This is a genomic window from Microbacterium xerophyticum (assembly GCF_053543555.1).
The window spans coordinates 777,070-797,474 of record NZ_JBLVOB010000006.1 but is presented as its reverse complement, the minus strand read 5'-3'; the positions used below and the strand labels follow the sequence as shown (position 1 = coordinate 797,474).

Below are 20,405 nucleotides of genomic sequence, written 5' to 3'. Positions count from 1 at the left end.
ATGCTCCCCCCCGGGGTCGGGAACGCCGCCCTGCGGAGCGGGGAGCCCGAGCGACAACTCGGCGCCGAAGACGGTCTGCAGCTGCTTCTGCGCTCCGCGCTGTCCTTCGGCTTGAGCCCTGGCCTTCATCAGATCGGCGACCTCGGCGAATCTGGCGGCGCCGTAGAAGCCGTCGTGGTCGGTGATGGCGAGCGCCGTGAGCCCGAGCCGCGTGGCCTCGGCGAGCAGTTCCTCGGCGGAGGACGCGCCGTCGAGGAACGAGTACGACGTGTGCGCGTGCAGCTCGGCGTAGGGGACCGCATCTTCGGGCGGAGTGACCGTCGGCGGAGCCGTCGGTGCGCGGCGACGGCTGACCGGCCCTGGGTCGGGTCGTGGCCGGGGCTCTGCCGGCTCGGAGGGCGCGCGCCCGCTGAGGGTCTGCTCGAGCTCCTTCCAGGTCAGCGGCGGGTTGTGCCAGCCCATCAGCGGTACCGCCCCTCGACCCACCACGAATCGTGCTCCCAGAGCACCAACCAGGCGCGCTGCGACTCGTCGACGATCTGGAGGCGCTGTGCGAGGCGCCCCTGAGTCTTGTCCCAGGTGCGCTCGCGCAGCGGCCATGGGCCCGCCCAGCCCGATACCGCTGCCTCTTCGATCCATGCGGGGGCGGCGGAGAGCGCACCACGCTCGTCCACCCGCGGCGGCGTGCCGTCCGCCGCGGTCACCCGTGCCGGCAGCGGCGGGTCGAACACCTCGGACGGATACGGCGGAGGCAGGCTGCCCGGCCATGGCAGGGCGGCATCGCGTTCCGGCGGCACTCTGTCTCCCCATGGCTGGAGCAGCTGTCGATCGGACAGCCGGCGTCCGCCGATGACGACGGGGGTGACGACGCCGCGATGGCCCAGCATCGCCTGCACCCGGGAGACGGCATGGTGCAGCCGCTGCTGCGGCCCCTGCCCGAAGAGGCCCGGCTGATGGTGGGCGCTGTCATCGACCCTGGTCGGTACGATCCGCACCTCGACGATGCCGGCCGACGTGCGATCAGGGGTCGCGAGGGCGGGCGTGCTCTTCGCGGGAGCGGAGAGCGACTCCAGCTGCCAGCGCACCCGATCGACCAGGTCACTCGCCTCGAAGGAGGTGGGGTGCAACCACACCCGCGACGAGATCGCCCCGTCGTCGTCGGTCAGGTCGATCCGCACCTCGGTGCACACCTGCGAGAGCTCGGCGAGAGCCGCGGTCACGGCATCCGCTGTCTGCCGCACCGCGAACGCCACCTGATCGGCCTGCTCGAGGGGGCTCTCGAACACGACTTCGCGTGCGAGCTCCGGTTCTGGATGCTGCGGCACCAGTGGCCGGGAATCGGCGCCGGACGCCAGGGCATGCAATCTCGCACCGCGCTCGCCCAGCCGGTCGCGGACGTCGGTCTCGGCGAGGGCGGCGAACTCCGCCAGGGTGCGGACGCCCAGTCTGCCGAGCAGGGCGGTGACCTCTTCGTCGCCCAGCGCCTGCACGGGGAGAGGGGCGAGGAACTCCCGCGCGCCGCCGGGCTCGACGACGAGAGCCGGCATCGCCAGACGCGCCGCCTGCTCTGCGGTGAAGAGCCCGTCGGCGATGGCGGCACGGGCATCGGGATGCTCGTGCTCGGCGAGGGCATCGATGAGGCGCAGCGCCGCCTGCTCCTCTCCGCCGTAGTAGCGGGCCGCACCGCGGGCGCGCAGTGCGGCGAGTCCTGGGCGCAGCGGCTGCACGCCGGGCACCAGCTCTTCCAGCAGGCGCAGCACGGGCAGGAACGCCCTCTCGTCACGACGGGGGTCGGCGGGAATCAGGCGCAGCGCAGGGGAGCGGGTCTGCGCGAGCCGGCGGCGCTGACCACGTCGTACGCCCTGTGCCCTGGCGGATGTCGAGCACGCGATCACGATGTTCCCCTGAACGACGGCGACCGGCTCCTCGGCGGGTGGCGCTCCGAGCGCCGCCCGCACCGGCCAGTCCGGCAGCCACAGCACGAGATGACGAGGAGGCATGCTCATCCGGCCACCGCCCACCTGTCGGATTCGGCGCTGATCGTCAGGGGTGCGGGTACGGGCAGCGGAGCCACCGGGCGCAGGGGCGCCGGAGCGGTGTCCACGCGGCCGAGCGAGGTGGGCATCCGCACCCGCACCCGGCTCGGGGCCTCATGCCTCCGCCCCGATGCGCGCAGGGTCACGGTGCGATCGGCGAGGAGGCCCCAGCCGGAGCCCAGGCCGTGCCATTCGGTCTCCTCCACGCGGATCGTCGCCTCGCTCTGCGGCCAGGGTGCCGTGACCAGCAGCGTGCAGCCGCGATCGCGCAGCCGCGCGTTCAGCCGGGCGATGTCGGCATCGGCGACCCTGCTGCGCGGGTGCACCGCGATGAGGGGGATCACCTCGGAGAGCGCGGTGGCGACCGTGAGCCAGCGCGGACCAGGGTCGGGTACGAGGACGAGACGCTCCAGCTCGACTCCGAACCCCGCCATCGCCTCGACGCCGATCGTGGGCATGCCGATGATCGCGCACCACGAACCCTTCTGCGAGGGGGCGGCGAGCAGAGCGCCCAGGAGACTCGGCGAGGGGGAGAGCGAGTAGGAGGAGCCGACCCGCAGGCCGGGATCGGGCAGAAGACCCTCCAGTGCGGGGTCGAGGGGGAGGAAGGGCACATCGCTGCGCCGCCGCTGCATGCGGGCGATCTCACCGCGCAGGCGATGCACCTCCTGAGCGCGCGAGGCCGTGCTCGTGCGGGAGGCGTCGCTCTCACGGAGGAGAGCGGAAGGGGCGGAGAGTGCGGTGCCCATGCATCCATCCTCGAATCTATCTACGAATAAAGCAAGTGGAACCATCATGGTAATTCGCACATCCGACAACCGTTCACCGGGTAGCGTTGACGCATGCAGATCGAGTTCGAGAGTCCGGTCACGCGCTGGGACAAGCGCGTGGAGTCGTGGTACTTCGCGACCCTGCCCGAAGAACTCTCGCTGGAGCTCCGCGAACTGCCCGCACCGAAACGGGGCTTCGGTTCGCTGCGCGTGCAGGCCAGGATCGGCGCCTCCATCTGGCGGACCTCGATCTTCTTCAGCGACAACGCCTTCGTGCTGCCGCTGAAGAAGGCGATCCGCGACGCGCAGGGCATAGAAGAAGGCGACATGCTCACCGTCGATCTCGACATCATCGATCTCTGACCCGCCCGGCGATACCGGGTTATCCACAGGCCCTCATCCACGGCATCCGCCGTTCTCGTAACCTTCGGGCATGCCCTCAGCCGTGACGCCGTACGACGTGGTCGTCGTGCTCGTGCACATCGCGCTGGCCGGCGTCGGCGTCTGGCTGCTCGCGATCGACGCGCGCACGCACCGGCTGCCCAACCGGATCGTGCTGCCGACGCTCGCGGCACTGCTGGCACTGGTGGGGGTCGACGCGCTGGTGACGGGCCGCAGCGGCCCACTGATCGGCGCCGTGATCGGCATGCTGGTGCTCGGCGGCGTCTACGCCGTGCTGCGCGGCGCGAGCAGGGGCGGCATCGGAGGGGGAGATGTGAAGCTCGCCGCGCTGATCGGCCTGATGCTGGGCTGGCACGGCTGGCAGGCGCTCGCCGTCGGCGCGGCATCCGCCTTCGTCCTCGGCGCGCTCTACGCCCTCGCCCTCATGGCACTGCGCAGGGCCGACCGCTCCACCCGCATCGCCTTCGGCCCCTGGATGATCATCGGCGCGGTACTCGGCGTCGCCGTGGCGTGAGCACCACGCCGCGCACTCAGGACTATGGTGAGCACATGGCAATCGCACGACTTCACGACGGCCCGCTCGACGGGCAGATCCTCCCGCTCGAAGACATCGAGCAGGACAGACTGATCGCACCGTACGGCGCGACCCAGGTCGTCTACCGACGAGGCACCGCAGCCGCGGCGAACACCGGCGCGAGCGACGGGCCCACCGAGGTCGGATTCTGGTTCGTCGAGTCCAGCGACGACATCACGCCCAGCGACGACTGACGCGACGCCTGAGAACAGTGACGACTGAGCCTTCTCGCACTGTCGAGGTCGAGCGCAAGTACGACGTCGACACCGATACGCCTCTTCCTGCCTGGGATGCGGTTCCCGGCGTGGATGCGGTGACCTCCGGCGAGCATCGCGCGCTCGATGCCGCATACCTCGACACGGTGGATGCCACGCTGTCGCGAGCCGGCGTGGCGCTGCGCCGCCGCACCGGTGGACCGGACGAGGGCTGGCACGTCAAGGGGCCGCGCGAGGGCGACGGGCGTCTCGAGCTCGGCTGGCCGCTGGGCGATTCCGACGCTGTGCCCGATGCCGTGACCACGGCCATCTCACGCTGGACGACCGATCCGCTCGCACCGCTCGCACGCATCCGCAACGATCGCACCGCCTACCTGCTCACCGGACAGGGCGGCATCGTCGCCGAGTTCGTCGACGATCACGTGCGTGCCACGGATCTCCGCTCCGGGACCGAGCGCGAATGGCGCGAATGGGAGATGGAGCTGGGCCCTGCCGCTCCGGCGGACACCGCAGGACGCGAGGCGTTCTTCGCCGCCGTCGAGGCCGCGGTCTTCGCGGCGGGCGGCAGGCACGCGGCATCCGGATCCAAACTCGCTCGCGCACTCGGCTTCTGAGCGCAAGCCCCTTCCCCGCGAAGGCAGTGTCGTGCTTGAGTGACACTCATGACGCCACCTGCTGTACTGCGCTCCATTCAGACGATCGTGCCGGAGACGGTGCTGGAGCAGGAGCAGGTACGAGACGTCTTCGCCGCGCAGCCCGAGATCAGCCGTCTCGCCAAGCGCATCGTCTCGGCGTCGTTCAACGGATCCGGGATCGACACCCGGCACACGGTGCTGGAGGAGCTTTCTTTCTCTTCCGAGGCCTCTTCGCCGCAGTTCTTCGACCGCGACACCGGCCTGCTGCTCGATCCGGGCACCAAGGCGCGCAACGAGGTGTACATCCGAGAGGCGGGACTGCTGTTCGTCGAGGCGGCCAGGCGCACGCTCGACGCCGATCCCGACATCACCGCCGCTGACGTCACTCACGTCATCACCGTCTCGTGCACCGGGTTCTACGCGCCGGGCCCGGACTACGAGATCGCACGCGCCCTCGGATTGCGGGAGGGCGTGCGCCGTCAGCATTTCGGTTTCATGGGCTGCTACGCCTCGATGCCGGCGCTGCGAGCGGCGAGCGAGTTCTGCGCCGGGGATCCGGATGCCGTGGTGCTGGTCGTCAGCGTCGAACTGTGCACGCTGCATCTGCGCTCCACCGATGACCCCGACATGATCGTCGCGACCTCGCTCTTCGCCGACGGCGCTGCGGCGGGCCTCGTCACCTCACGGACCTTCGACTCCGAGGTCGCCGGACTCGCTCTCGACCGCTTCCACACCGGCGTCATCCCCGAGGGCAAGAAGGACATGGCGTGGACGATCGGCGACAACGGCTTCGAGATGGTGCTTTCGACAGCCGTCCCGCAGCTCATCGGCGATCACATCCATGACGCGCTGCGGCCTCTGTACGCCGAGGAGGAGCCGCTGGCCGACGCGTTCGCCAAGGACGAGATCGGAGAGGTCATCGCGCATTGGGCGATCCATCCCGGTGGCCGGAGCATCCTGGACCGTGTGGAGGAGAAGCTGCTGCTGTCCGAGGCGCAGCTCGTGCCGGCGAGGGAAGTCCTGCGGGAGTACGGCAACATGTCCAGCGCCACGGTGCTCTTCGTCATGAGCCGGATCCTGGAGGATGCGCAGGGCGGGGAACGCGTGGCGGCGATGGCCTTCGGACCCGGTCTCACCGCCGAATCCGCGTTGATGACCGTCGTCGCGCCGGTGACGCAGCGGCATGAGGGCTGACCTCTCGGTCCGCGCCGTCGACGAGCGCGAGCTGATGGACGATCCGGATGCGGACCCTCAGATGCTCGAGCGCACCTACGAGCGCTTCGCCCTGATCAACGCGGTCGTCTCGCGATGGCGCGGTGTGTACCGGCGGGACATCCGTCCACTCGCCAGAAGACGGCCGATCACCCTGCTCGATGTCGGTGCGGGCGGCGGCGATGTGTCGCGCGCGCTCGCCGACTGGTCGCACGACGACGGACTGGCGATCGAGATCACCGCACTGGATGCCGATGCGAGAGCGATCCGGTGGGCACGCGGTCGCGGCGGAGCGGTGCAGTACCGCTGCGCGTACACGAGCGATCTCGTGGCTGCCGGTGAGACGTTCGACATCGTGATCTCCAACCATCTGCTGCACCATCTGAGCGACGGCGAACTGGGCGCGGTGATGCAGGATTCGGTCGCGCTCATCAACGAGGACGGACTCGTCATCCACCGGGACATCGCACGCAGCGGGTTCGCCTACCGAGGCTTCGCCGCCGCCACCCTGCCGTTCGCGAGGAATCTGCTCGCCGGATCGTTCATCCGCCCCGACGGGCTCGCCAGCATCCGCCGGGCGTACACGCCCGCCGAGCTCTCCGCCGTAGTGCCGCGCGGCTGGCAGGTGCGGACCGGTTTCCCCGCGCGGCTCGAACTGCGGTACGAGGGTGCAGATGCCGGATCATGACGTCGCAGTCGTCGGCGGCGGGCCCGTCGGACTGCTGCTGGCCTGCCTGCTGGCGCAGAGCGGCGTCGACGTCGCGGTGTTCGAACAGCGCACCTCGGATGACGACCGCTCCAGGGCGATCGGCATCCACCCTCCCGGCCGCGCTGCTCTCGACGCGGTCGGAGTGGGAGCGGAGGCCGCACGCCTGGCGCTGGCGCTGGACGGGGGCGATGTGCTCTGCGGAGGCCGCGTGCTCGCCTCGGTCTCCTTCACTCCTCGCCAGCAGGTGCTGATCCTTCCGCAGCGCCGCACGCATGCGCTGCTCTCGGAGCGCCTCGCCGATCTGCAGCCGGATGCTGTGCATCTCGGTCATGCGGTGAGCGACGTCCGTGATGAGGGTGAGGTCGTACGCCTGGCGGTCGAGTCGGAGGGCGTGGCCAGGGAGGTCACCGCATCCATCGTCGTCGCAGCGGACGGGGTGCGCAGCGGGGTACGCCGCCGCCTGGGCGTCGAGTGGCGGGAGACGCGCGGCAGCGGCACGTATGCGATGGCGGACGTCGCCGACGATGAGCCGGGCAGGAGGGTGAGCCTGTACTGCGAGCCCGCCGGCATCGTGGAGTCCTTTCCTCTCCCGGAGGGACGCAGACGCTGGGTGGTGGCCGATCCGCTGCAGCGGCTGCGCGATGAGGCGGCGTTCTCGCAGGAGATCGAGGAGCGCACCGGGATCCGGCCCGACCTCGCGCTCCCGCCGACGCCGTTTCGCGCGCGACAGCATCGTGCGGCGCGTGCGGGCGTTGGCCGTGTCGTACTCCTCGGTGACGCCCTTCATGAGACGAGTCCGATCGGTGGTCAGGGCATGAACCTCGGGTGGAACGCCGCGCGGCACCTCGCGGCGGCCATCGAGAAGTCGTCGGGAGGCACTGAGCCCGACTTCCGTGCCTACGGACGACGCGCGCTGCGCTCGGCCGCTCGGGCCCAGCGGCGTTCGTGGTTCTACATGAGCATGGGGGAGCCGGCCCACGGTGTCGGCCTTGGCACCCGCAACGCGGTGATCAGGGCACTCGGATCGCCTCCGCTGCGCCGCAGCGCCGCGGATCTGATCACCATGCGCGGTCTGTGAGGGGCACCCTATACTTCAGCGTGTGACCGACGCCGCCGCTGTTCCGCCACGTCGCGCACGTATCGGACGTCGGATAGGTCTCGCGTCGTTGGCGCTCGTCGTCGTCGCGCTGATGGTGGGAACTGTCTTCATCGTGGTGAAGCTTCCGCAGCCGTCCACAGCCCTCGCCGATGCGCCAAGGGGCGACCTGATCGTTGAGGGTGCCGAGGGCGAGTGGAGCGTCGGCGCGTTCACGGTGCGACTTGACACGGGGCTCAGCGTCACGCATCCCAGCGCGGCGACCACGGTCTGGGAGAGCCCGCATGGCGAGGGGTTCCTCGCCGCGGCAGAGGGAGCATCGAACATCATCGACGACCTCGGCCTGCTGCGCGTCAGCGACCGCCTGACGCAGCGATGGGCGGACCAGCGAATCACGACCGTGCACCCCGACGCGGATGGCTCGCTCGTTCTCGAAGGGACCCTCGAGGGCGACGGAGCCCTCGATTGGGAGATGCGCATGAGTGAGGCTGCGCCGGGACGTCTGGAGGTGTCGGTGCGGATCGACCCCGTCGCTGATCGGCTGTACTTTGCTGCGGCGCTCGGAGCGGAAGAGGGTGTGCACGGCTTGGGTGCGCAGTCGTCCGGATGGGATCTGCGCGGTACGCGTGTGGCACTCGTCCCCCGCGAGCAGGGCATCGGACGCGGGGAGCAACCCTTGTCGCTGCTCGTCGATCTCGCCGCGAGTGCCGCCGGCGGTCAGGACACGACGTATCTCACCAGTGCCGTCGGCGTCACCGACGCAGCGCGCAGCGTGGCGTACCGCGGCGACGCGATATCGTCCGTCGACCTGCGCTCCGACGACAGGATAACCTGGGAGGTGTGGGACGGCACGGCGACCTTCGCGCTGGCGGCCGCCGAGACTCCGTCGCAGGCGCTGGCGATCCAATCCGAATGGGCCGGCGCGGCTGCGCCGCCTCCACCGTGGACGGCCACTGGACTCATCGCAGGTCTCCAGGGCGGCACGGACGAGGTGCGGATGAAGATCGAGACACTGCAGTCGGCAGGCGTGCCGCTTGCCGCGGTGTGGTTGCAGGACTGGGTGGGACGGCGCACGACCGGCTTCGGCGAAAGACTGCAGTGGAACTGGAGCCTCGACGGGCGCCAGTACCCCGATTGGGAAGAGCTGATCGCAGAACTCGATGACCAGGGCATCCGAGTTCTCACCTATGTGAATCCCTCGCTCTCGGTCGACAGCGGTGCGGCATCCGCCTCGCGAGGCGGTCGCGATCTGTATTCAGAGGCGGAATCGGCCGGCTATCTCGCGCTCGCCGCGGACGGGAGCGTGCTCGATGCCGATCAGCACGGGTTCACCGCCGCCACCGTGGATCTGTCGAATCCCGCTGCTCGGGAGTGGTTCGCCGAGGTCATCGCAGACGAGGTCGCCGGCGCCGGGGCGTCCGGCTGGATGGCGGACTTCGCGGAGGGGCCGCCGCCGGATGCTGTGCTCGCCGGTGGCTCCGGGATCGACTGGCGCGTGCGGTGGCCGGTGCTGTGGCAGGAGGTGAACCAGCGTGCCATGGAGATCGCCGGTCTGACCGAGGACGGATTCGTCTGGCACCGCAGCGGGGGTACCACGTCCGCGGGCCTCGCCGATGCGCTCTGGCTCGGTGATCAGACGCAGGACTGGTCGCGCACCGACGGACTTGCCTCGACCGTGACCCTCACGCAGTCACTGGCTGCAAGCGGCATGACGCAGGTGCACGGCGACATCGGTGGTTACACGGGCGTCGATCTGCCGGTGCTGCCCGATGTCGCTCGCGATGATGAACTCGTGCTGCGATGGGCCGAGGCATCCGTGCTGCAGCCGGTGTTCCGCACCCACGAGGGCAACCGGCCGGCTTTCGCCGCACAACCGGCAGAGGATGCAGAGCTCGCCGCGAGACTCGGTCGCCTCACCCGGTTGTTCGTCGCGCTCGCACCCGAGCGGGATCGTCTGGCAGCCGAGGGACCGCTCGCCGCCGGAGCACAGCATCCCTGGATGCTCGATCCCGACGAAGAGCTGAATGGCGGCGCCGATGACGAACTGCAGTTGGGACCCGACGTGCTGCTCGCGCCCGTGCTCGAACCGGGTGCCGAGACGGTTGAAATCGTGCTGCCACCGGGCCACTGGCGTCACATCTGGTCGGGAGAGCGATACGGCGACACGGCCGAGGTCGTCCACGTCACCGTCGCCGCTCCTCTCGGGCAGCCTGCGCTGTTCGCTCGGGAAGGCACGGCGGTCGCGAACGAGCTCGCCGACTTCGTCGGGTCGGAGTGAGGCCGCTCCGCTCAGTACTGCTGCGGCGGCCGTGAATCCTGTTCTCCGTGCGCCGGCCAGCGCGCCATGGCCCGCTCAGCCATCGCGGTGATCGTCAGGGAGGGGTTCACCCCCGGGTTGGCCGGTACGGCGGCGCCGTCGACGACGTGCAGCCCCGGATAGCCCCAGATGCGGTGGTACGCGTCGACGACACCGTGTTGCGGGGAGGCGGAGACGATCGCGCCGCCGAGGAAATGCGCGGTCAACGGTATGCCGAACACCTCCGGCCACGAGCCGCGTGCCTCGGTCCGTATACCGCCTTCCTTCTCGAGCCGAGCCGCGATCGCCCTGGCGGCGAGGTGCGCGCCCGGCAGATACGAGGGATTCGGCTCGCCCTCGCCCTGCGCGCTGGTGAGGTGGTAGCGGCCGAAGCGCCGTTTCACCGAGAGCGTGAGCGAGTTGTCCGCGGTCTGCATGACGAGCGCGATGATGCCGCGCTCGCTCCAGCGCCGCAGGGAGCCGAGCCGGAGCGCGGTGAGGGGAGCGCGGAGCACCTGGCCGATCAGCGAGCCCAGCCGGGCGAAGAGCGGACGGCCTCCGTCTACCAGCCCGGTAGCGAGCATACCCATCAGGTTCGACCCGGGACCGTATCGCACGTTCTCCACGTGAGTGCGCTCGTCGACGTGGAAGGAGGTCGTGATCGCGACGCCGTCCGCGAGGCCGACATCGTCGGGTACGGCGACCGAGATGGCGCCGTCGAGCGCCTCGGAGTTGGTCCGGGTGAGGTGCCCGAGGGAATCGGGCAGCAGGGGGAGCGCACCGGTCGCCTTCATCCGGTGCAGGAGCGATTGCGTTCCCCAGGTGCCGCCGGCGAACACGACCTGTTCCGCCGTCACGGTGCGCGGTCGTCGGACCCACGCTCCGCTGCGCACAGTCGTCACTCGGTAGCCGCCGCCGGTCAGTGGCTTCACCTCGACGACCGTGCGCAACGGTTCGATCGTGACACCACGCCGTTCGGCGAGGGCGAGGTAGTTCTTCGCCAGAGTGTTCTTCGCTCCGACACGACAGCCCACCATGCAGTTGCCGCACAGCGTGCATCCGGTGCGTGCAGGGCCGTCGCCCGAGAAGTAGGGGTCGGGCGCGGTCACACCCGGCGTGCCGAAGTACACGCCGACCGGCGCGTGGCGGAACGTGCTGCCCACGCCGAGGTCCTCGGCGGCCCCGGCCATGATCCGCTCGACGGGGCCGGTGTGGGGGTAATGCTCCACGACGCCCAGCATCCGCCGTGCCGTCGCATAGTGCGGATCGAGTTCTCTCTCCCAATCGAATCCGTCGGGCCAGCGCGCATCGACGAAGAACTCAGCGCCGGGCCGGTAGAGCGTGTTCGCGTAGTTGAGCGATCCGCCGCCGACGCCGGCCCCGGCGAGGATCATGACGTGAGGCAGTTTGTGGATGCGCTGCACGCCGAAGCATCCGAGGGCGGGTGCCCACAGATAACGCCTGACATCCCATGAGGTCTTCGCGAAGTCGTCGTCCTCGAAGCGGCGTCCGGCTTCGTACACGTGCACGCGGTAGCCCTTCTCCACCGATCGCAGGGCAGCCACAGAGCCGCCGAAGCCAGAGCCGATGATCACGACGTCGTGATCGAAGCGTTCGTTCATCAGTGCGTCTTCCGCGGGTCGGGGGTCTCGTGATCGCCATCGGCGGAGGGCAGCAGGATGCTGAGCGCGGCGGGGATCACGCGGATCTTGACGCTCTCGGACCCGATGCGCTCGCCGTCGGCATAGACGACGAGTCCGGGAGCGGAGACGTCGACCTCGGCGGCGCGCAGGGTCGTCACCTGCGGCAGTCGCACATGCGTGCCGCGCAGCAGCCGCGGCAGAAGCCCGATCAAGGTGATCCTGCCGACGGGCGCGACGTGGACGACATCGAAGAGGCCGTCATGCGGATCGGCCTGCGGGCACACGGGCATCCCGCCGCCGTAGCTGCGGGTGTTGCCGACGGCGATCAGCGTGCCGTGCGAGAGCGCAATCTCGGCGCCGTCGGCGCGCAAGGCGAATGCCATGGGTCTCAAGCGGATCAGCTCGATGACCATCGCCAGGTAGTAACGGGCCCGGCCGCGCGGCCAGCGGAGGGAATTGGTGCGCTCACTCACCTTGGCGTCGAAGCCGAGGGCGGCGACGGTGAGGAAATGCGCGGCGCCGTCGGGGCAGATCGCTTCTCCGACGTCGAGAGACCGGGAGACTCCGTGCGCGGCGGCCATCGCGGCGACGGCGGCGGAATCGGGGGATCCGAAGGGGATGCCGAGAGCACGTGCGAGATCGTTGCCCGTGCCGGCCGGCACCAGCACGAGTGGGATGCCGGAGCCGACGAGCACATCGAGCACGATCGCCAGGGTTCCGTCGCCGCCGACGATCACGAGGGCGTCCGGTCGTGCAGCGACCGCTTCGACGGCGAATCGTCTGGTGTCGTCGACGGATGATCCTGTGCGCTCCGAGACACGCAGGCCGAGTTCACGCAGGCGTGCGACCGCGGCATCGCGGGCAGCGGTTCCTCTGCCGCGTCCTGATTCGGGATTGGCGAGGACGAAGACATGCCGCATGTCAGCTCCTCGCGCGGGCGACTGCCGGCAGCAGTGCCCCAGGATTCATGATCCCGGAGGGGTCGACTTCGTCCTTCACCGCACGCAGCAGACGGATCCCGCCCTCGCCGCCCACGCGCGAGAACCAGGGCGCGTGGTCCCGCCCCACCCCGTGATGATGGCTGATGGTGCCCCCGTGTGCGAGGATCGCGTCGTTCACGCCCGCTTTGATGCGGTTCCACTCGTCGAGCACATCGCCGCGCAGGTTCCCGATGATCGTGAAGTACAACGCCGCACCGGTGGGGTAGATGTGCGAGATGTGGCACATGATCAGCGATTTCGAGCCGTGCTCGCCGAATCCGGAGCGGATGGCGTCGGTGACGGCAGCCTTCAGACGGGGGAGGTCCGCCCAGGTGGCTGCGGTCTCCAGCGTCTCGCAGAAGGCACCGTGATCCAGCAGTGCATCGCGCAGGTAGGGGGCCCCGAATCGTCCGCGCGCCCATTCCTCCGCAGAGGCCGGCCCGGTCGGGCGTCCACCGGCGCCGGTGAGCACGCGTGCCGTGCGCTCGTGACGTTCTGCGACGGATGCGGCATCTCCTTCGAACACGGTGACCGCACTGCATCCCTTCGCCAGGGCTTTGCCAACGCGCCCGTGCTGCGCGAGACCGATCCCGGTCTCGGCCACGTCGGAGAGCCGGATGACCGTCGGTCCTGTGGCGAGCTGTGCCACGAGGCGGAGTGCATCGGCGCCGCGTTCGAAGTCAGGGAAGGTCCATCCCTCGTATCGGCGGGTCTCGGGCAGCGGATGCACCCGCACGCTCAGCTCGGTGATGACGCCGAGGATGCCCTCGGCTCCGAGGAAGAGGCGCATCAGATCCGGACCGGCGGCCGACCCCGGTGCCCCGCCGAGCGAGATCTCGCCGGTGGGCGTCGCGACGCGCAGCGCGGTGACCATCGTGTCGAATCGGCCGTTGCCGGCGGAGTTCTGGCCGGACGAGCGCGCCGATGCGAACCCTCCGAGTGTCGCGTAGAGGAAGCTCTGCGGAAAGTGTCCGAGTTCGAAGCCGTGCGCCGTCAGCAGCCGCTCGGCCTCCGGGCCTGTGGTCCCTGCCAGGAACCGGGCTTCGCCGCTGATCTCGTCGAAGTGCAGCGATCCGCTCAGACGCCGAAGATCCAGGGAGATGACGGCGCGATGACCGCCGCGCTCGGGTGCGAGGGCGCCGACGACGCTGGTCCCGCCGCCGAACGGGATCACGGCGATGTCATGTTCCGACGAGAAACCGAGCACGCGGAGCACCTCATCGTGATCACCAGGCGAGACGACCGCGTCCGGAACCGCCTGATGCGTTTGCCGGAGGCGAAGGAGATCGGGCGTCGATCGTCCACCGGAGTGGCGGATGCGCGCCTCATCATCGCTGTGAAGCGCATCGTCGCCGACGATCGAGATCAGGCCGGCGCGATCCTGCTCAGTGAGAGCGGAGGCGGCCACGACGACGTCGGCCAGCGCGGTCGGCGGTTCGGGGCGGCGGATGCGTCCGAGGATCGTGGGCAGCAGCGCGCGCACGGCCAGGGGAAGGTCCTTGGCTAACGCGGGATCGCCCCAGCCGTTCCAGCTCGTCGTCGATGCCGGTGTCGTCTCCGTCGTCATGCGTTACAGTGTGACACATCATGGAAGATCGTCAAGCAGTCATGGTGTCAGCCGGCGCATTCGAACCACCCGTGTGGGACGAGGTCGACGCGCGTCTGCTCGACGTAGCATCCGACCTGATCGCATCGCGCGGGACCGGCGGGTTCACGATCGCGGAACTCGCACGCGACGCGCGTGTGAGCCGGCCGACCATCTACCGGCGATGGGCCGGCACCGATGAGGTGGTGCGTGCGGCTCTGCTCAGGCAGACCGTGTCGATCATCATGAGGATGTCGACTGATGTGCGCACCGGCGCGCAGCTCGTGGCAGAAGTGATGCGCTTCGCCGAACTCTTCCGTCACGACCCCGTCTTCGGGCGGCTGCTGGATCGAGAGCCGGAGGCGTTCACGCAGTACAGCCTCGAGCGGGTCGGATCCAGCCAACGTGCGATGCTGCGCTGGCTCGAGCTCGCCATCGCCCGTGGTCAGACCGGAGGCACGGTCCGCGAAGGGGATCCGGGCGACATGTCGGTCATGCTGCTGCTCATCGTGCAGTCCGCCCTCCTCTCGCACCATGCGGTCTCGTCCTTGATCGGCGCCGCGGAGTGGGAGCGGGAGCTCACCCGCGCCGTGGAGGGGTATCTGCTCGCATGAGTCGACGAGGGGGGAACGAGGAAGCCGCCGGCGGGGTCAGGGCCTCGTCCATGCTGAACGTCTCGAGACGCGCTCGCGACCTGGAGACGCTCGCCGACGGCGGAGAGGTCGACCTGCTCGTGATCGGCGGCGGCGTGACCGGCGTCGGAGTGGCGTTGGATGCCGCGAGCCGTGGACTCTCCGTCGTCCTCGCCGAGGCGCACGATCTCGCATTCGGCACTAGCAGGTGGAGCTCGAAACTGGTGCACGGCGGGCTGCGCTACCTCGCATCCGGAGATCTGGCGGTCGCCCGCGAGAGCGCCGTCGAGCGCCACCTGCTCATGACGCGCATCGCGCCGCACCTCATCCGGCCGCTGCCGCAACTGCTCCCGTTCGTGGACGGTGTGTCGTTCAGACAGCGCACCGTCGGGAGCATCGGATTCCTGCTCGGCGACGGGTTGCGCCGCTTCGCCCGTACGCCAGGTGACGTGCTGCCGCATCCGCATCGCGCCTCGGTGGGGGAGTCGATCGGCATGTTCCCCGCTCTGAGCAGGCGCGGGCTGCGGGGCGGGATGGTCGCCTCCGACGGTCAGCTGATCGACGACGCCCGGCTCGTGACGGCGATCGCCAGGACCGCGGCTGCCCATGGCGCGAAGATCCTCACCCGCACGCGAGTGACGGACATCGATGGCGACGGTGCGACCCTGGAGGACGTGCTGGGCGGTGGCTCGCTGCGGGTGCGCGCCCGCGCCGTCGTCAACGCCGCAGGCGTGTGGGCGGCAGAGCTCGATCCCGACATCCGCCTCCGGCCCAGCAGGGGAACCCACATCGTCCTGGATGCTGCGGCCCTCGGCCATCCGACCGCTGCGCTGACCGCCCCGCACCCCGGATCGGTCAGTCGTTTCGTGTTCGCCCTGCCCACCCAGCTCGGACGAGTCATCGTCGGACTCACGGATGTGGACGCCCCCGATCCGATTCCGGACGTGCCTTCGCCGACCGATGACGAGATCGACTTCCTGCTGACCACGCTGTCACGCGTGCTGGAGCGTCCCCTCACGCGCAACGACGTTCGCGGATCGTTCGCCGGACTCCGTCCTCTCGTCGCATCCGGTACCGGCGACTCGACTGCGGACATCTCCCGTCGTCACCGCGTCGAGGTGTCGTCGAACGGCGCCGTCGGCATCCTCGGCGGCAAGCTCACGACGTATCGCGCCATGGCGAAGGATGCCGTCGACCTCGCCTGCCGGCAGGCAGGCATCGACGACCCAGGGTGCCGCACCGATCGTCTGCCGCTCGTCGGAGCATCCGGTTCGCCGGTGCCGATCGCGGACCCGGGCGCCTTCCGTCGTTCGTCGGCGACTCTCCGTGCACGCTATGGGGCGGAAGCCGCAGCAGTCCTCGCGGCGGGCGGCTCAGGCGGCGCGGGGCGCGTGGCCGAGGGCATCGACGTCATCCGCGCCGAGGTGGCGTTCGCGGTGCGCGGCGAAGGAGCGCTGGATTCCGATGATGTGCTCGACCGTCGGACGCGGATCGGACTGGTTCCCGCCGACAGGGATGCCGCGACCGAAGTGGTCGGCCAGGTCGTGGCCGAGACCCTTGCAGAGTTCCCGCGATAGGACAGGAATGAAGAAGAACCCGGCTTCCGAATCGAATTCGGAAGCCGGGTTCTTCTTGTCCGGTCTGTGCGGGCCGATCAGAAGTTGATCATGTGGCCGGCGAGGCCGTGGAAGCCCTCCTGCAGGGCTTCCGACAGCGTCGGGTGCGTGTGCACGTTGCGGGCGAGCTCGAGAGCGGTGAGGTCCCACTTCTGCGCCAGCGTCAGCTCGGGCAGGAGCTCGGAGACGTCGGGGCCGATCATGTGCGCCCCGATGAGCTCGAGGTGCTCGGCATCCGCGATCAGCTTGACGAAGCCCACGGGCTCGCCGAGGCCGTGCGCCTTGCCGTTGGCCATGAAGGGGAAGGTCGAGACCTTGATCTCGCGGCCCTCGTCCTTGGCCTGCTGCTCGGTGAGGCCGAACGAGGCGACCTGCGGCGAGCAGAACGTCGCACGCGGCATCATCCGGTAGTCACCCAGCGTCTGGGTCTCTGCCCCGCCGATGGTCTCGGCCGCGACGACACCCTGTGCCTCCGCGACGTGCGCGAGCTGCAGCTTCGCGGTGACGTCGCCGATCGCGTAGATCCCGTCGACGTTCGTCTTCATGTGATCGTCGATGTCGATCGCGCCGCGCTCGGTGAGCTTCACACCGGTCGCCTCGAGTCCGAAGCCCTCGACGTTCGGCGCGAAGCCGACGGACATGAGCACCTTGCCGGCCTCGATCGAGGCCTGGTTGCCGTCCTTGCCGGTGTAGGTGACCGTGACGGACGAGCCGTTGTCGACGACCTTCTCGACCTTGGTGGAGGTGAGGATGTCGACGCCGTAGTTCTTGTACTGCTTCGTGATCTCCTTCGACACGTCGGCATCCTCGTTGGGGAGTGCGCGGTCGAGGAACTCGATGATCGTGACCTTCACGCCGTAGTTGGTGAGGACGTAGGCGAACTCCATGCCGATGGCGCCCGCGCCGACGATGACGATCGAGTCGGGCAGCTCGCGGCTGAGGATCTGCTCCTCGTACGTGACGACGTTCTCGCTGAGCTCGACGCCAGGCAGCAGGCGCACCTTCGAGCCGGTCGCGATGATCGCGTTGTCGAACGTGACCTCTTCGGTCGTGCCATCGGCCTTGGCCACGGAGATGGCCTTCGGGCCGGTGAAGGTTCCGCGTCCGTCGAACTCGGTCACCTTGTTCTTCTTCATGAGGAAGTGGATGCCCTTGACCCGGCCGTTGGCGACCTCGCGCGAGCGGTCGAACGCCTTGCCGAAGTCGATCGTGAACTCACCGGAGATGCCGAAGAACTCGGCCTTGTGGTTCAGCGTGTGGGCGAGCTCTGCGTTCTTCAGGAGAGCCTTGGAAGGGATGCAGCCGACGTTGAGGCAGACACCGCCCCAGTACTTCTCTTCGATGACCGCGGTCTTCAGACCGAGCTGTGCGCTGCGGACTGCGGCGACGTACCCGCCGGGGCCCGCGCCGAGGATGACGACGTCGAAATGTGGCATGTCTAAAGCCTATCGCTCTGCAGGGGCGTCGGAATCGGAACGAGGGCCCGATGATCCGCGCCTGCCGCGGACGACCATGAAGATGATGAACGCCGCGATCAGCAGCACCACTGCGCCGCCGATGATCCAGGGCGCGGAGATCGAGAACCCGGAGGTCATGCTCGGATCCTCGGCAGCCGGCACCGTGGGGGCGGCCGTCGTGGTCTCTTCCGGCTCGGTCGTCGGCTCTGCAGCGGGCGGCGCATCTCCTGCCGCACCGGTGCTCACACTGAACCCGAACTCGCCGGAGGTCGGGTGCCCGTCGCTGGAGACGACCTTCCAGATCACGTGGTACTGACCGGCGGTTCCGCCCGAGGCGAGCGGCTGGACGACCATGGCGCCGTCCAGAGTCGCCTCCCCGTCGGTCACATCGTTGCCCTCGGCGTCGGTCACGACGACGTCGGTGGAGCCGTCGCCGCCGATGAGTGCGGCGCTGAAGGTCAGTGAGAGCTCGTCGGGAAGCGTCTCGACGGTCGAGTCCGCGGCCGGGTTCGAGTCGATGAGGGAGTCATGGGCCGCTGCGGGCTGGGGCCACGCGAAGAGCACGAGGAAGGCGGCGAGCAGCGTCGCGGCCAGCAGGATCGGGGCGGGGGAACGTCGAACTGTGAGGGTGCGCACAGTCCCAGCATAGGAAACCCCGGTGTGTGAGCGCTGACTCGCACAGACCCTCCCGGCGGCGGCGTGTGATCAGTTAGTCTGGACTCACGAGGAGGGCCACCGTGACAGACAACGACAGCCGATCAGCAGGCGACGCCGCAATTCATCGCGGCGGCGAACAGAGGCACGACGCGACGCAGACCTTCGGCCACGACTCCGATCTCTCCTTCGTGCCCTTCGGCGCAGAGCTCACCGACGTGGAGCAGACAGCGATCGCGGCACTGCCCGCCGGATCCGCACTACTGCTCGTCCGCTCCGGCGCGCTGGCGGGGGCCCGCTACCTGCTCGACACCGACGTCACCACCATCGGGCGTCACCCCGAGGCCGACATCTTCTTCGACGACGTCACGGTCTCGCGTCGTCACGCGGAGATCACCCGCAACGGCCATACCTTCGAGATCACCGATCAGCGCTCGCTCAACGGCACGTACGTCAACGGTGAGCGCGTCGATCGCAGCACACTGGAGAACGGCTACGAACTGCGAGTCGGCAAGTTCCGGCTGAACTTCTTCGCCTCGACCGCTGACTTCCCGGCGGCGAACGACTGATGGTGGCGCTTCACGCCCGCGATCGCTCTGCGTCCGCGGGTCTTCTGAGTATCGGTCAGGTACTCGCCCGCCTCACTCCAGAGTTCCCCGATCTCACCTCCAGCAAGCTGCGTTTCCTCGAGGTGCAGGGCATCGTCAGCCCGTCGCGCACCGACTCCGGCTACCGCAAGTTCTCGCAGGCGGACATCGACAGGCTGCGCCTCGGGCTCACCCTGCAACGCGACCACTACCTGCCGTTGAGCGTCATCCGCGAGCAGTTGGACGAGGCCGAGGCGAACGGTGACTCCGCAGCCGCGTTCCCGCCACCGCCGTCGATCACCCCCGCGCCGAGGCGCTATCGGCGCGATGAGCTGCTCTCGGCAGCCGGAGCAGGCCCGCAGATCCTGAACGACGCCATCAGCACGGGCATCATCGCGGCGGCCGAGACGTATCCGGAGACGACGGTCACCCTGCTGCGCGGCCTCGTCGCGCTCGACCGCCACGGGATCGAGCCGCGTCACCTGCGCACGCTGCGTCAGAGCGCGGAACGCGAGGTGTCGCTGATCGAATCGGCGATGTCGGCTCTGCTGCGACGAACGGATGCCACATCCAGGGGCAAGGCGCGCGAGATGGCGCCCGAGCTCGCGACGAAGATCGACGAAGTGCGCTCGCTCTTCGTCAGGGAAGCCCTCACCCGAGTGCTTTCGTAACGAACTGGTTGCGACACACCTTCGCCGATGGGCGGATGTCATTGCCGGTGCCGGGGCACTGCTCTAGCGTGGAGTTAATTGCTTCAGGGAGGACTTCATATGAATGCGGATGAGCTGTCAGGCGACCCGCGGTTCGTCACCGAACTCCTCTTCACGGACGGTCTGCCCGCGATGGATGACGAGGTCGGGTACCGCGGTGCTGTCGCTGCTCGCGCCGCCGGCATCACGTACCGTCAGCTCGACTACTGGGCACGTACCGAACTGGTGGAGCCCACCGTCCGCGGCGCGAGCGGATCTGGATCGCAGCGCATGTACGGCTTCCGCGACATCCTCGTGCTCAAGCTCGTCAAGCGTCTGCTCGACACCGGCATCTCGCTGCAGCAGATCCGCATCGCGGTCGAGCAGCTGCGTGCCGCAGGCATCCGCGACCTGGCCGGAACCACTCTGATGAGCGACGGCGCGTCCGTCTACCTGTGCACGTCGAACGACGAGGTCATCGACCTCGTCAGCCGCGGCCAGGGCGTCTTCGGCATCGCCGTGGGCAAGGTGCTGCGCGAGGTCGAATCGACGCTCGTGGAGTTCGACCCCACCGCGCCCGACCCCGTCGACGAACTCGGCGCGGGGGGCGCGAAGCG

Annotated in this window: 21 protein-coding genes; 13 read left to right on the top strand and 8 right to left on the bottom strand. The window is 69.1% G+C overall.

The window, feature by feature from the left end:
- From ACNPNP_RS10535 to ACNPNP_RS10525, 3 genes are all read right to left on the bottom strand, one after another.
- Positions 1 to 462, bottom strand: a 462-nt coding sequence (locus ACNPNP_RS10535; RefSeq protein ID WP_448965970.1) for a PHP domain-containing protein, incomplete at its 3' end; no start/stop codon positions are given.
- Positions 462 to 2,006: a DNA polymerase Y family protein gene (locus tag ACNPNP_RS10530; RefSeq protein WP_448965969.1), complete on the bottom strand. Its 1,545-nt coding sequence runs from the start codon at positions 2,004 to 2,006 to the stop codon at positions 462 to 464. The genes ACNPNP_RS10530 and ACNPNP_RS10535, both read right to left, overlap by 1 nt.
- On the bottom strand, positions 2,003 to 2,785 hold the full coding sequence (locus ACNPNP_RS10525) for a hypothetical protein (protein ID WP_448965968.1): 783 nt from the start codon (positions 2,783 to 2,785) through the stop codon (positions 2,003 to 2,005). Before ACNPNP_RS10525 ends, ACNPNP_RS10530 begins: the two co-directional genes overlap by 4 nt.
- Positions 2,786 to 2,878: 93 nt before the next feature.
- Here ACNPNP_RS10525 and ACNPNP_RS10520 point away from each other — a divergent pair, with 93 nt between their 5' ends.
- From ACNPNP_RS10520 to ACNPNP_RS10485, 8 genes are all read left to right on the top strand, one after another.
- Complete coding sequence (locus ACNPNP_RS10520; RefSeq protein WP_033107459.1) at positions 2,879 to 3,169, top strand: DUF1905 domain-containing protein; 291 nt, start codon at positions 2,879 to 2,881, stop codon at positions 3,167 to 3,169.
- A 70-nt stretch (positions 3,170 to 3,239) separates the two neighbouring features.
- A complete protein-coding gene (locus ACNPNP_RS10515) occupies positions 3,240 to 3,722 on the top strand; it encodes a prepilin peptidase (RefSeq protein WP_448965967.1) in 483 nt (160 codons plus the stop codon).
- Between the two features lie 35 nt (positions 3,723 to 3,757).
- On the top strand, positions 3,758 to 3,976 hold the full coding sequence (locus tag ACNPNP_RS10510) for a response regulator (protein ID WP_448965966.1): 219 nt from the start codon (positions 3,758 to 3,760) through the stop codon (positions 3,974 to 3,976).
- 17 nt (positions 3,977 to 3,993) lie between these two features.
- Entirely contained in the window at positions 3,994 to 4,611 is a 618-nt protein-coding gene (locus ACNPNP_RS10505) for a CYTH domain-containing protein (RefSeq protein WP_448965965.1), read from the top strand.
- A 48-nt stretch (positions 4,612 to 4,659) separates the two neighbouring features.
- A complete protein-coding gene (locus ACNPNP_RS10500; RefSeq protein WP_448965964.1) occupies positions 4,660 to 5,826 on the top strand; it encodes a type III polyketide synthase in 1,167 nt (388 codons plus the stop codon).
- Positions 5,816 to 6,532, top strand: a complete 717-nt coding sequence (locus ACNPNP_RS10495) for a methyltransferase domain-containing protein (protein WP_448965963.1) — start codon at positions 5,816 to 5,818, stop codon at positions 6,530 to 6,532. Before ACNPNP_RS10500 ends, ACNPNP_RS10495 begins: the two co-directional genes overlap by 11 nt.
- Positions 6,519 to 7,631 carry an FAD-dependent oxidoreductase gene (locus ACNPNP_RS10490; protein WP_448965962.1) on the top strand — a complete coding sequence of 371 codons (1,113 nt, stop codon included), beginning with the start codon at positions 6,519 to 6,521 and terminating at the stop codon, positions 7,629 to 7,631. The genes ACNPNP_RS10495 and ACNPNP_RS10490 overlap by 14 nt, the downstream gene beginning before the upstream one ends.
- Before the next feature lie 22 nt (positions 7,632 to 7,653).
- Positions 7,654 to 9,927 (top strand): TIM-barrel domain-containing protein, encoded by a 2,274-nt coding sequence (locus ACNPNP_RS10485; RefSeq protein ID WP_448965961.1) that lies wholly within the window; start codon positions 7,654 to 7,656, stop codon positions 9,925 to 9,927.
- Between the two features lie 11 nt (positions 9,928 to 9,938).
- Here ACNPNP_RS10485 and ACNPNP_RS10480 read toward each other — a convergent pair whose 3' ends face one another.
- From ACNPNP_RS10480 to ACNPNP_RS10470, 3 genes are read right to left on the bottom strand one after another with little or no spacing between them, the layout of a single operon-like run.
- Positions 9,939 to 11,567, bottom strand: a complete 1,629-nt coding sequence (locus tag ACNPNP_RS10480) for a GMC oxidoreductase (protein WP_448965960.1) — start codon at positions 11,565 to 11,567, stop codon at positions 9,939 to 9,941.
- Positions 11,567 to 12,508, bottom strand: coding sequence for a YegS/Rv2252/BmrU family lipid kinase (locus tag ACNPNP_RS10475; protein ID WP_448965959.1), 942 nt, complete (start codon positions 12,506 to 12,508; stop codon positions 11,567 to 11,569). The genes ACNPNP_RS10480 and ACNPNP_RS10475 overlap by 1 nt, the downstream gene beginning before the upstream one ends.
- Position 12,509: 1 nt before the next feature.
- The gene (locus ACNPNP_RS10470; protein WP_448965958.1) at positions 12,510 to 14,135 is read right to left on the bottom strand and encodes an FAD-binding oxidoreductase; all 1,626 of its coding nucleotides are present in this window, start codon (positions 14,133 to 14,135) and stop codon (positions 12,510 to 12,512) included.
- A gap of 20 nt (positions 14,136 to 14,155) precedes the next feature.
- Here ACNPNP_RS10470 and ACNPNP_RS10465 point away from each other — a divergent pair, with 20 nt between their 5' ends.
- Together ACNPNP_RS10465 and ACNPNP_RS10460 are read left to right on the top strand one after the other, a co-directional pair.
- Positions 14,156 to 14,767, top strand: a complete 612-nt coding sequence (locus ACNPNP_RS10465) for a TetR/AcrR family transcriptional regulator (protein WP_448965957.1) — start codon at positions 14,156 to 14,158, stop codon at positions 14,765 to 14,767.
- A complete protein-coding gene (locus ACNPNP_RS10460) occupies positions 14,764 to 16,362 on the top strand; it encodes a glycerol-3-phosphate dehydrogenase/oxidase (protein WP_448965956.1) in 1,599 nt (532 codons plus the stop codon). The genes ACNPNP_RS10465 and ACNPNP_RS10460 overlap by 4 nt, the downstream gene beginning before the upstream one ends.
- A 77-nt stretch (positions 16,363 to 16,439) precedes the next feature.
- Here ACNPNP_RS10460 and lpdA read toward each other — a convergent pair whose 3' ends face one another.
- Positions 16,440 to 17,837, bottom strand: a complete 1,398-nt coding sequence (gene lpdA / locus ACNPNP_RS10455; protein WP_206476351.1) for a dihydrolipoyl dehydrogenase — start codon at positions 17,835 to 17,837, stop codon at positions 16,440 to 16,442.
- A 9-nt stretch (positions 17,838 to 17,846) separates the two neighbouring features.
- Positions 17,847 to 18,494, bottom strand: a complete 648-nt coding sequence (locus ACNPNP_RS10450; protein ID WP_448965955.1) for a copper resistance CopC family protein — start codon at positions 18,492 to 18,494, stop codon at positions 17,847 to 17,849.
- 101 nt (positions 18,495 to 18,595) lie between these two features.
- On the opposite strand from ACNPNP_RS10450, the gene ACNPNP_RS10445 reads away from it, so the two are divergent.
- The 3 genes from ACNPNP_RS10445 to ACNPNP_RS10435 form a co-directional block, all read left to right on the top strand.
- The gene (locus tag ACNPNP_RS10445) at positions 18,596 to 19,081 is read left to right on the top strand and encodes an FHA domain-containing protein (protein WP_448965954.1); all 486 of its coding nucleotides are present in this window, start codon (positions 18,596 to 18,598) and stop codon (positions 19,079 to 19,081) included.
- Entirely contained in the window at positions 19,081 to 19,770 is a 690-nt protein-coding gene (gene ftsR / locus ACNPNP_RS10440) for a transcriptional regulator FtsR (protein WP_448965953.1), read from the top strand. Before ACNPNP_RS10445 ends, ftsR begins: the two co-directional genes overlap by 1 nt.
- 99 nt (positions 19,771 to 19,869) lie before the next feature.
- The coding region (locus ACNPNP_RS10435; protein ID WP_448965952.1) for a MerR family transcriptional regulator at positions 19,870 to 20,405 on the top strand (536 nt) is incomplete at its 3' end.

Excerpts from the sequence above, each read along its gene's own strand:
- ACNPNP_RS10465 (WP_448965957.1), top strand. The coding sequence starts at position 14,156 with ATGGAAGATCGTCAAGCAGTCATGGTGTCAGCCGGCGCATTCGAACCA.
- ACNPNP_RS10510 (WP_448965966.1), top strand. The coding sequence starts at position 3,758 with ATGGCAATCGCACGACTTCACGACGGCCCGCTCGACGGGCAGATCCTC.
- ACNPNP_RS10490 (WP_448965962.1), top strand. The coding sequence starts at position 6,519 with ATGCCGGATCATGACGTCGCAGTCGTCGGCGGCGGGCCCGTCGGACTG.
- lpdA (WP_206476351.1), bottom strand. The coding sequence starts at position 17,837 with ATGCCACATTTCGACGTCGTCATCCTCGGCGCGGGCCCCGGCGGGTAC.
- ACNPNP_RS10515 (WP_448965967.1), top strand. The coding sequence starts at position 3,240 with ATGCCCTCAGCCGTGACGCCGTACGACGTGGTCGTCGTGCTCGTGCAC.
- ACNPNP_RS10530 (WP_448965969.1), bottom strand. The coding sequence starts at position 2,006 with ATGAGCATGCCTCCTCGTCATCTCGTGCTGTGGCTGCCGGACTGGCCG.
- ACNPNP_RS10500 (WP_448965964.1), top strand. The coding sequence starts at position 4,660 with ATGACGCCACCTGCTGTACTGCGCTCCATTCAGACGATCGTGCCGGAG.
- ACNPNP_RS10495 (WP_448965963.1), top strand. The coding sequence starts at position 5,816 with ATGAGGGCTGACCTCTCGGTCCGCGCCGTCGACGAGCGCGAGCTGATG.
- ACNPNP_RS10460 (WP_448965956.1), top strand. The coding sequence starts at position 14,764 with ATGAGTCGACGAGGGGGGAACGAGGAAGCCGCCGGCGGGGTCAGGGCC.
- ftsR (WP_448965953.1), top strand. The coding sequence starts at position 19,081 with ATGGTGGCGCTTCACGCCCGCGATCGCTCTGCGTCCGCGGGTCTTCTG.
- ACNPNP_RS10475 (WP_448965959.1), bottom strand. The coding sequence starts at position 12,508 with ATGCGGCATGTCTTCGTCCTCGCCAATCCCGAATCAGGACGCGGCAGA.
- ACNPNP_RS10525 (WP_448965968.1), bottom strand. The coding sequence starts at position 2,785 with ATGGGCACCGCACTCTCCGCCCCTTCCGCTCTCCTCCGTGAGAGCGAC.
- ACNPNP_RS10520 (WP_033107459.1), top strand. The coding sequence starts at position 2,879 with ATGCAGATCGAGTTCGAGAGTCCGGTCACGCGCTGGGACAAGCGCGTG.
- ACNPNP_RS10470 (WP_448965958.1), bottom strand. The coding sequence starts at position 14,135 with ATGACGACGGAGACGACACCGGCATCGACGACGAGCTGGAACGGCTGG.
- ACNPNP_RS10480 (WP_448965960.1), bottom strand. The coding sequence starts at position 11,567 with ATGAACGAACGCTTCGATCACGACGTCGTGATCATCGGCTCTGGCTTC.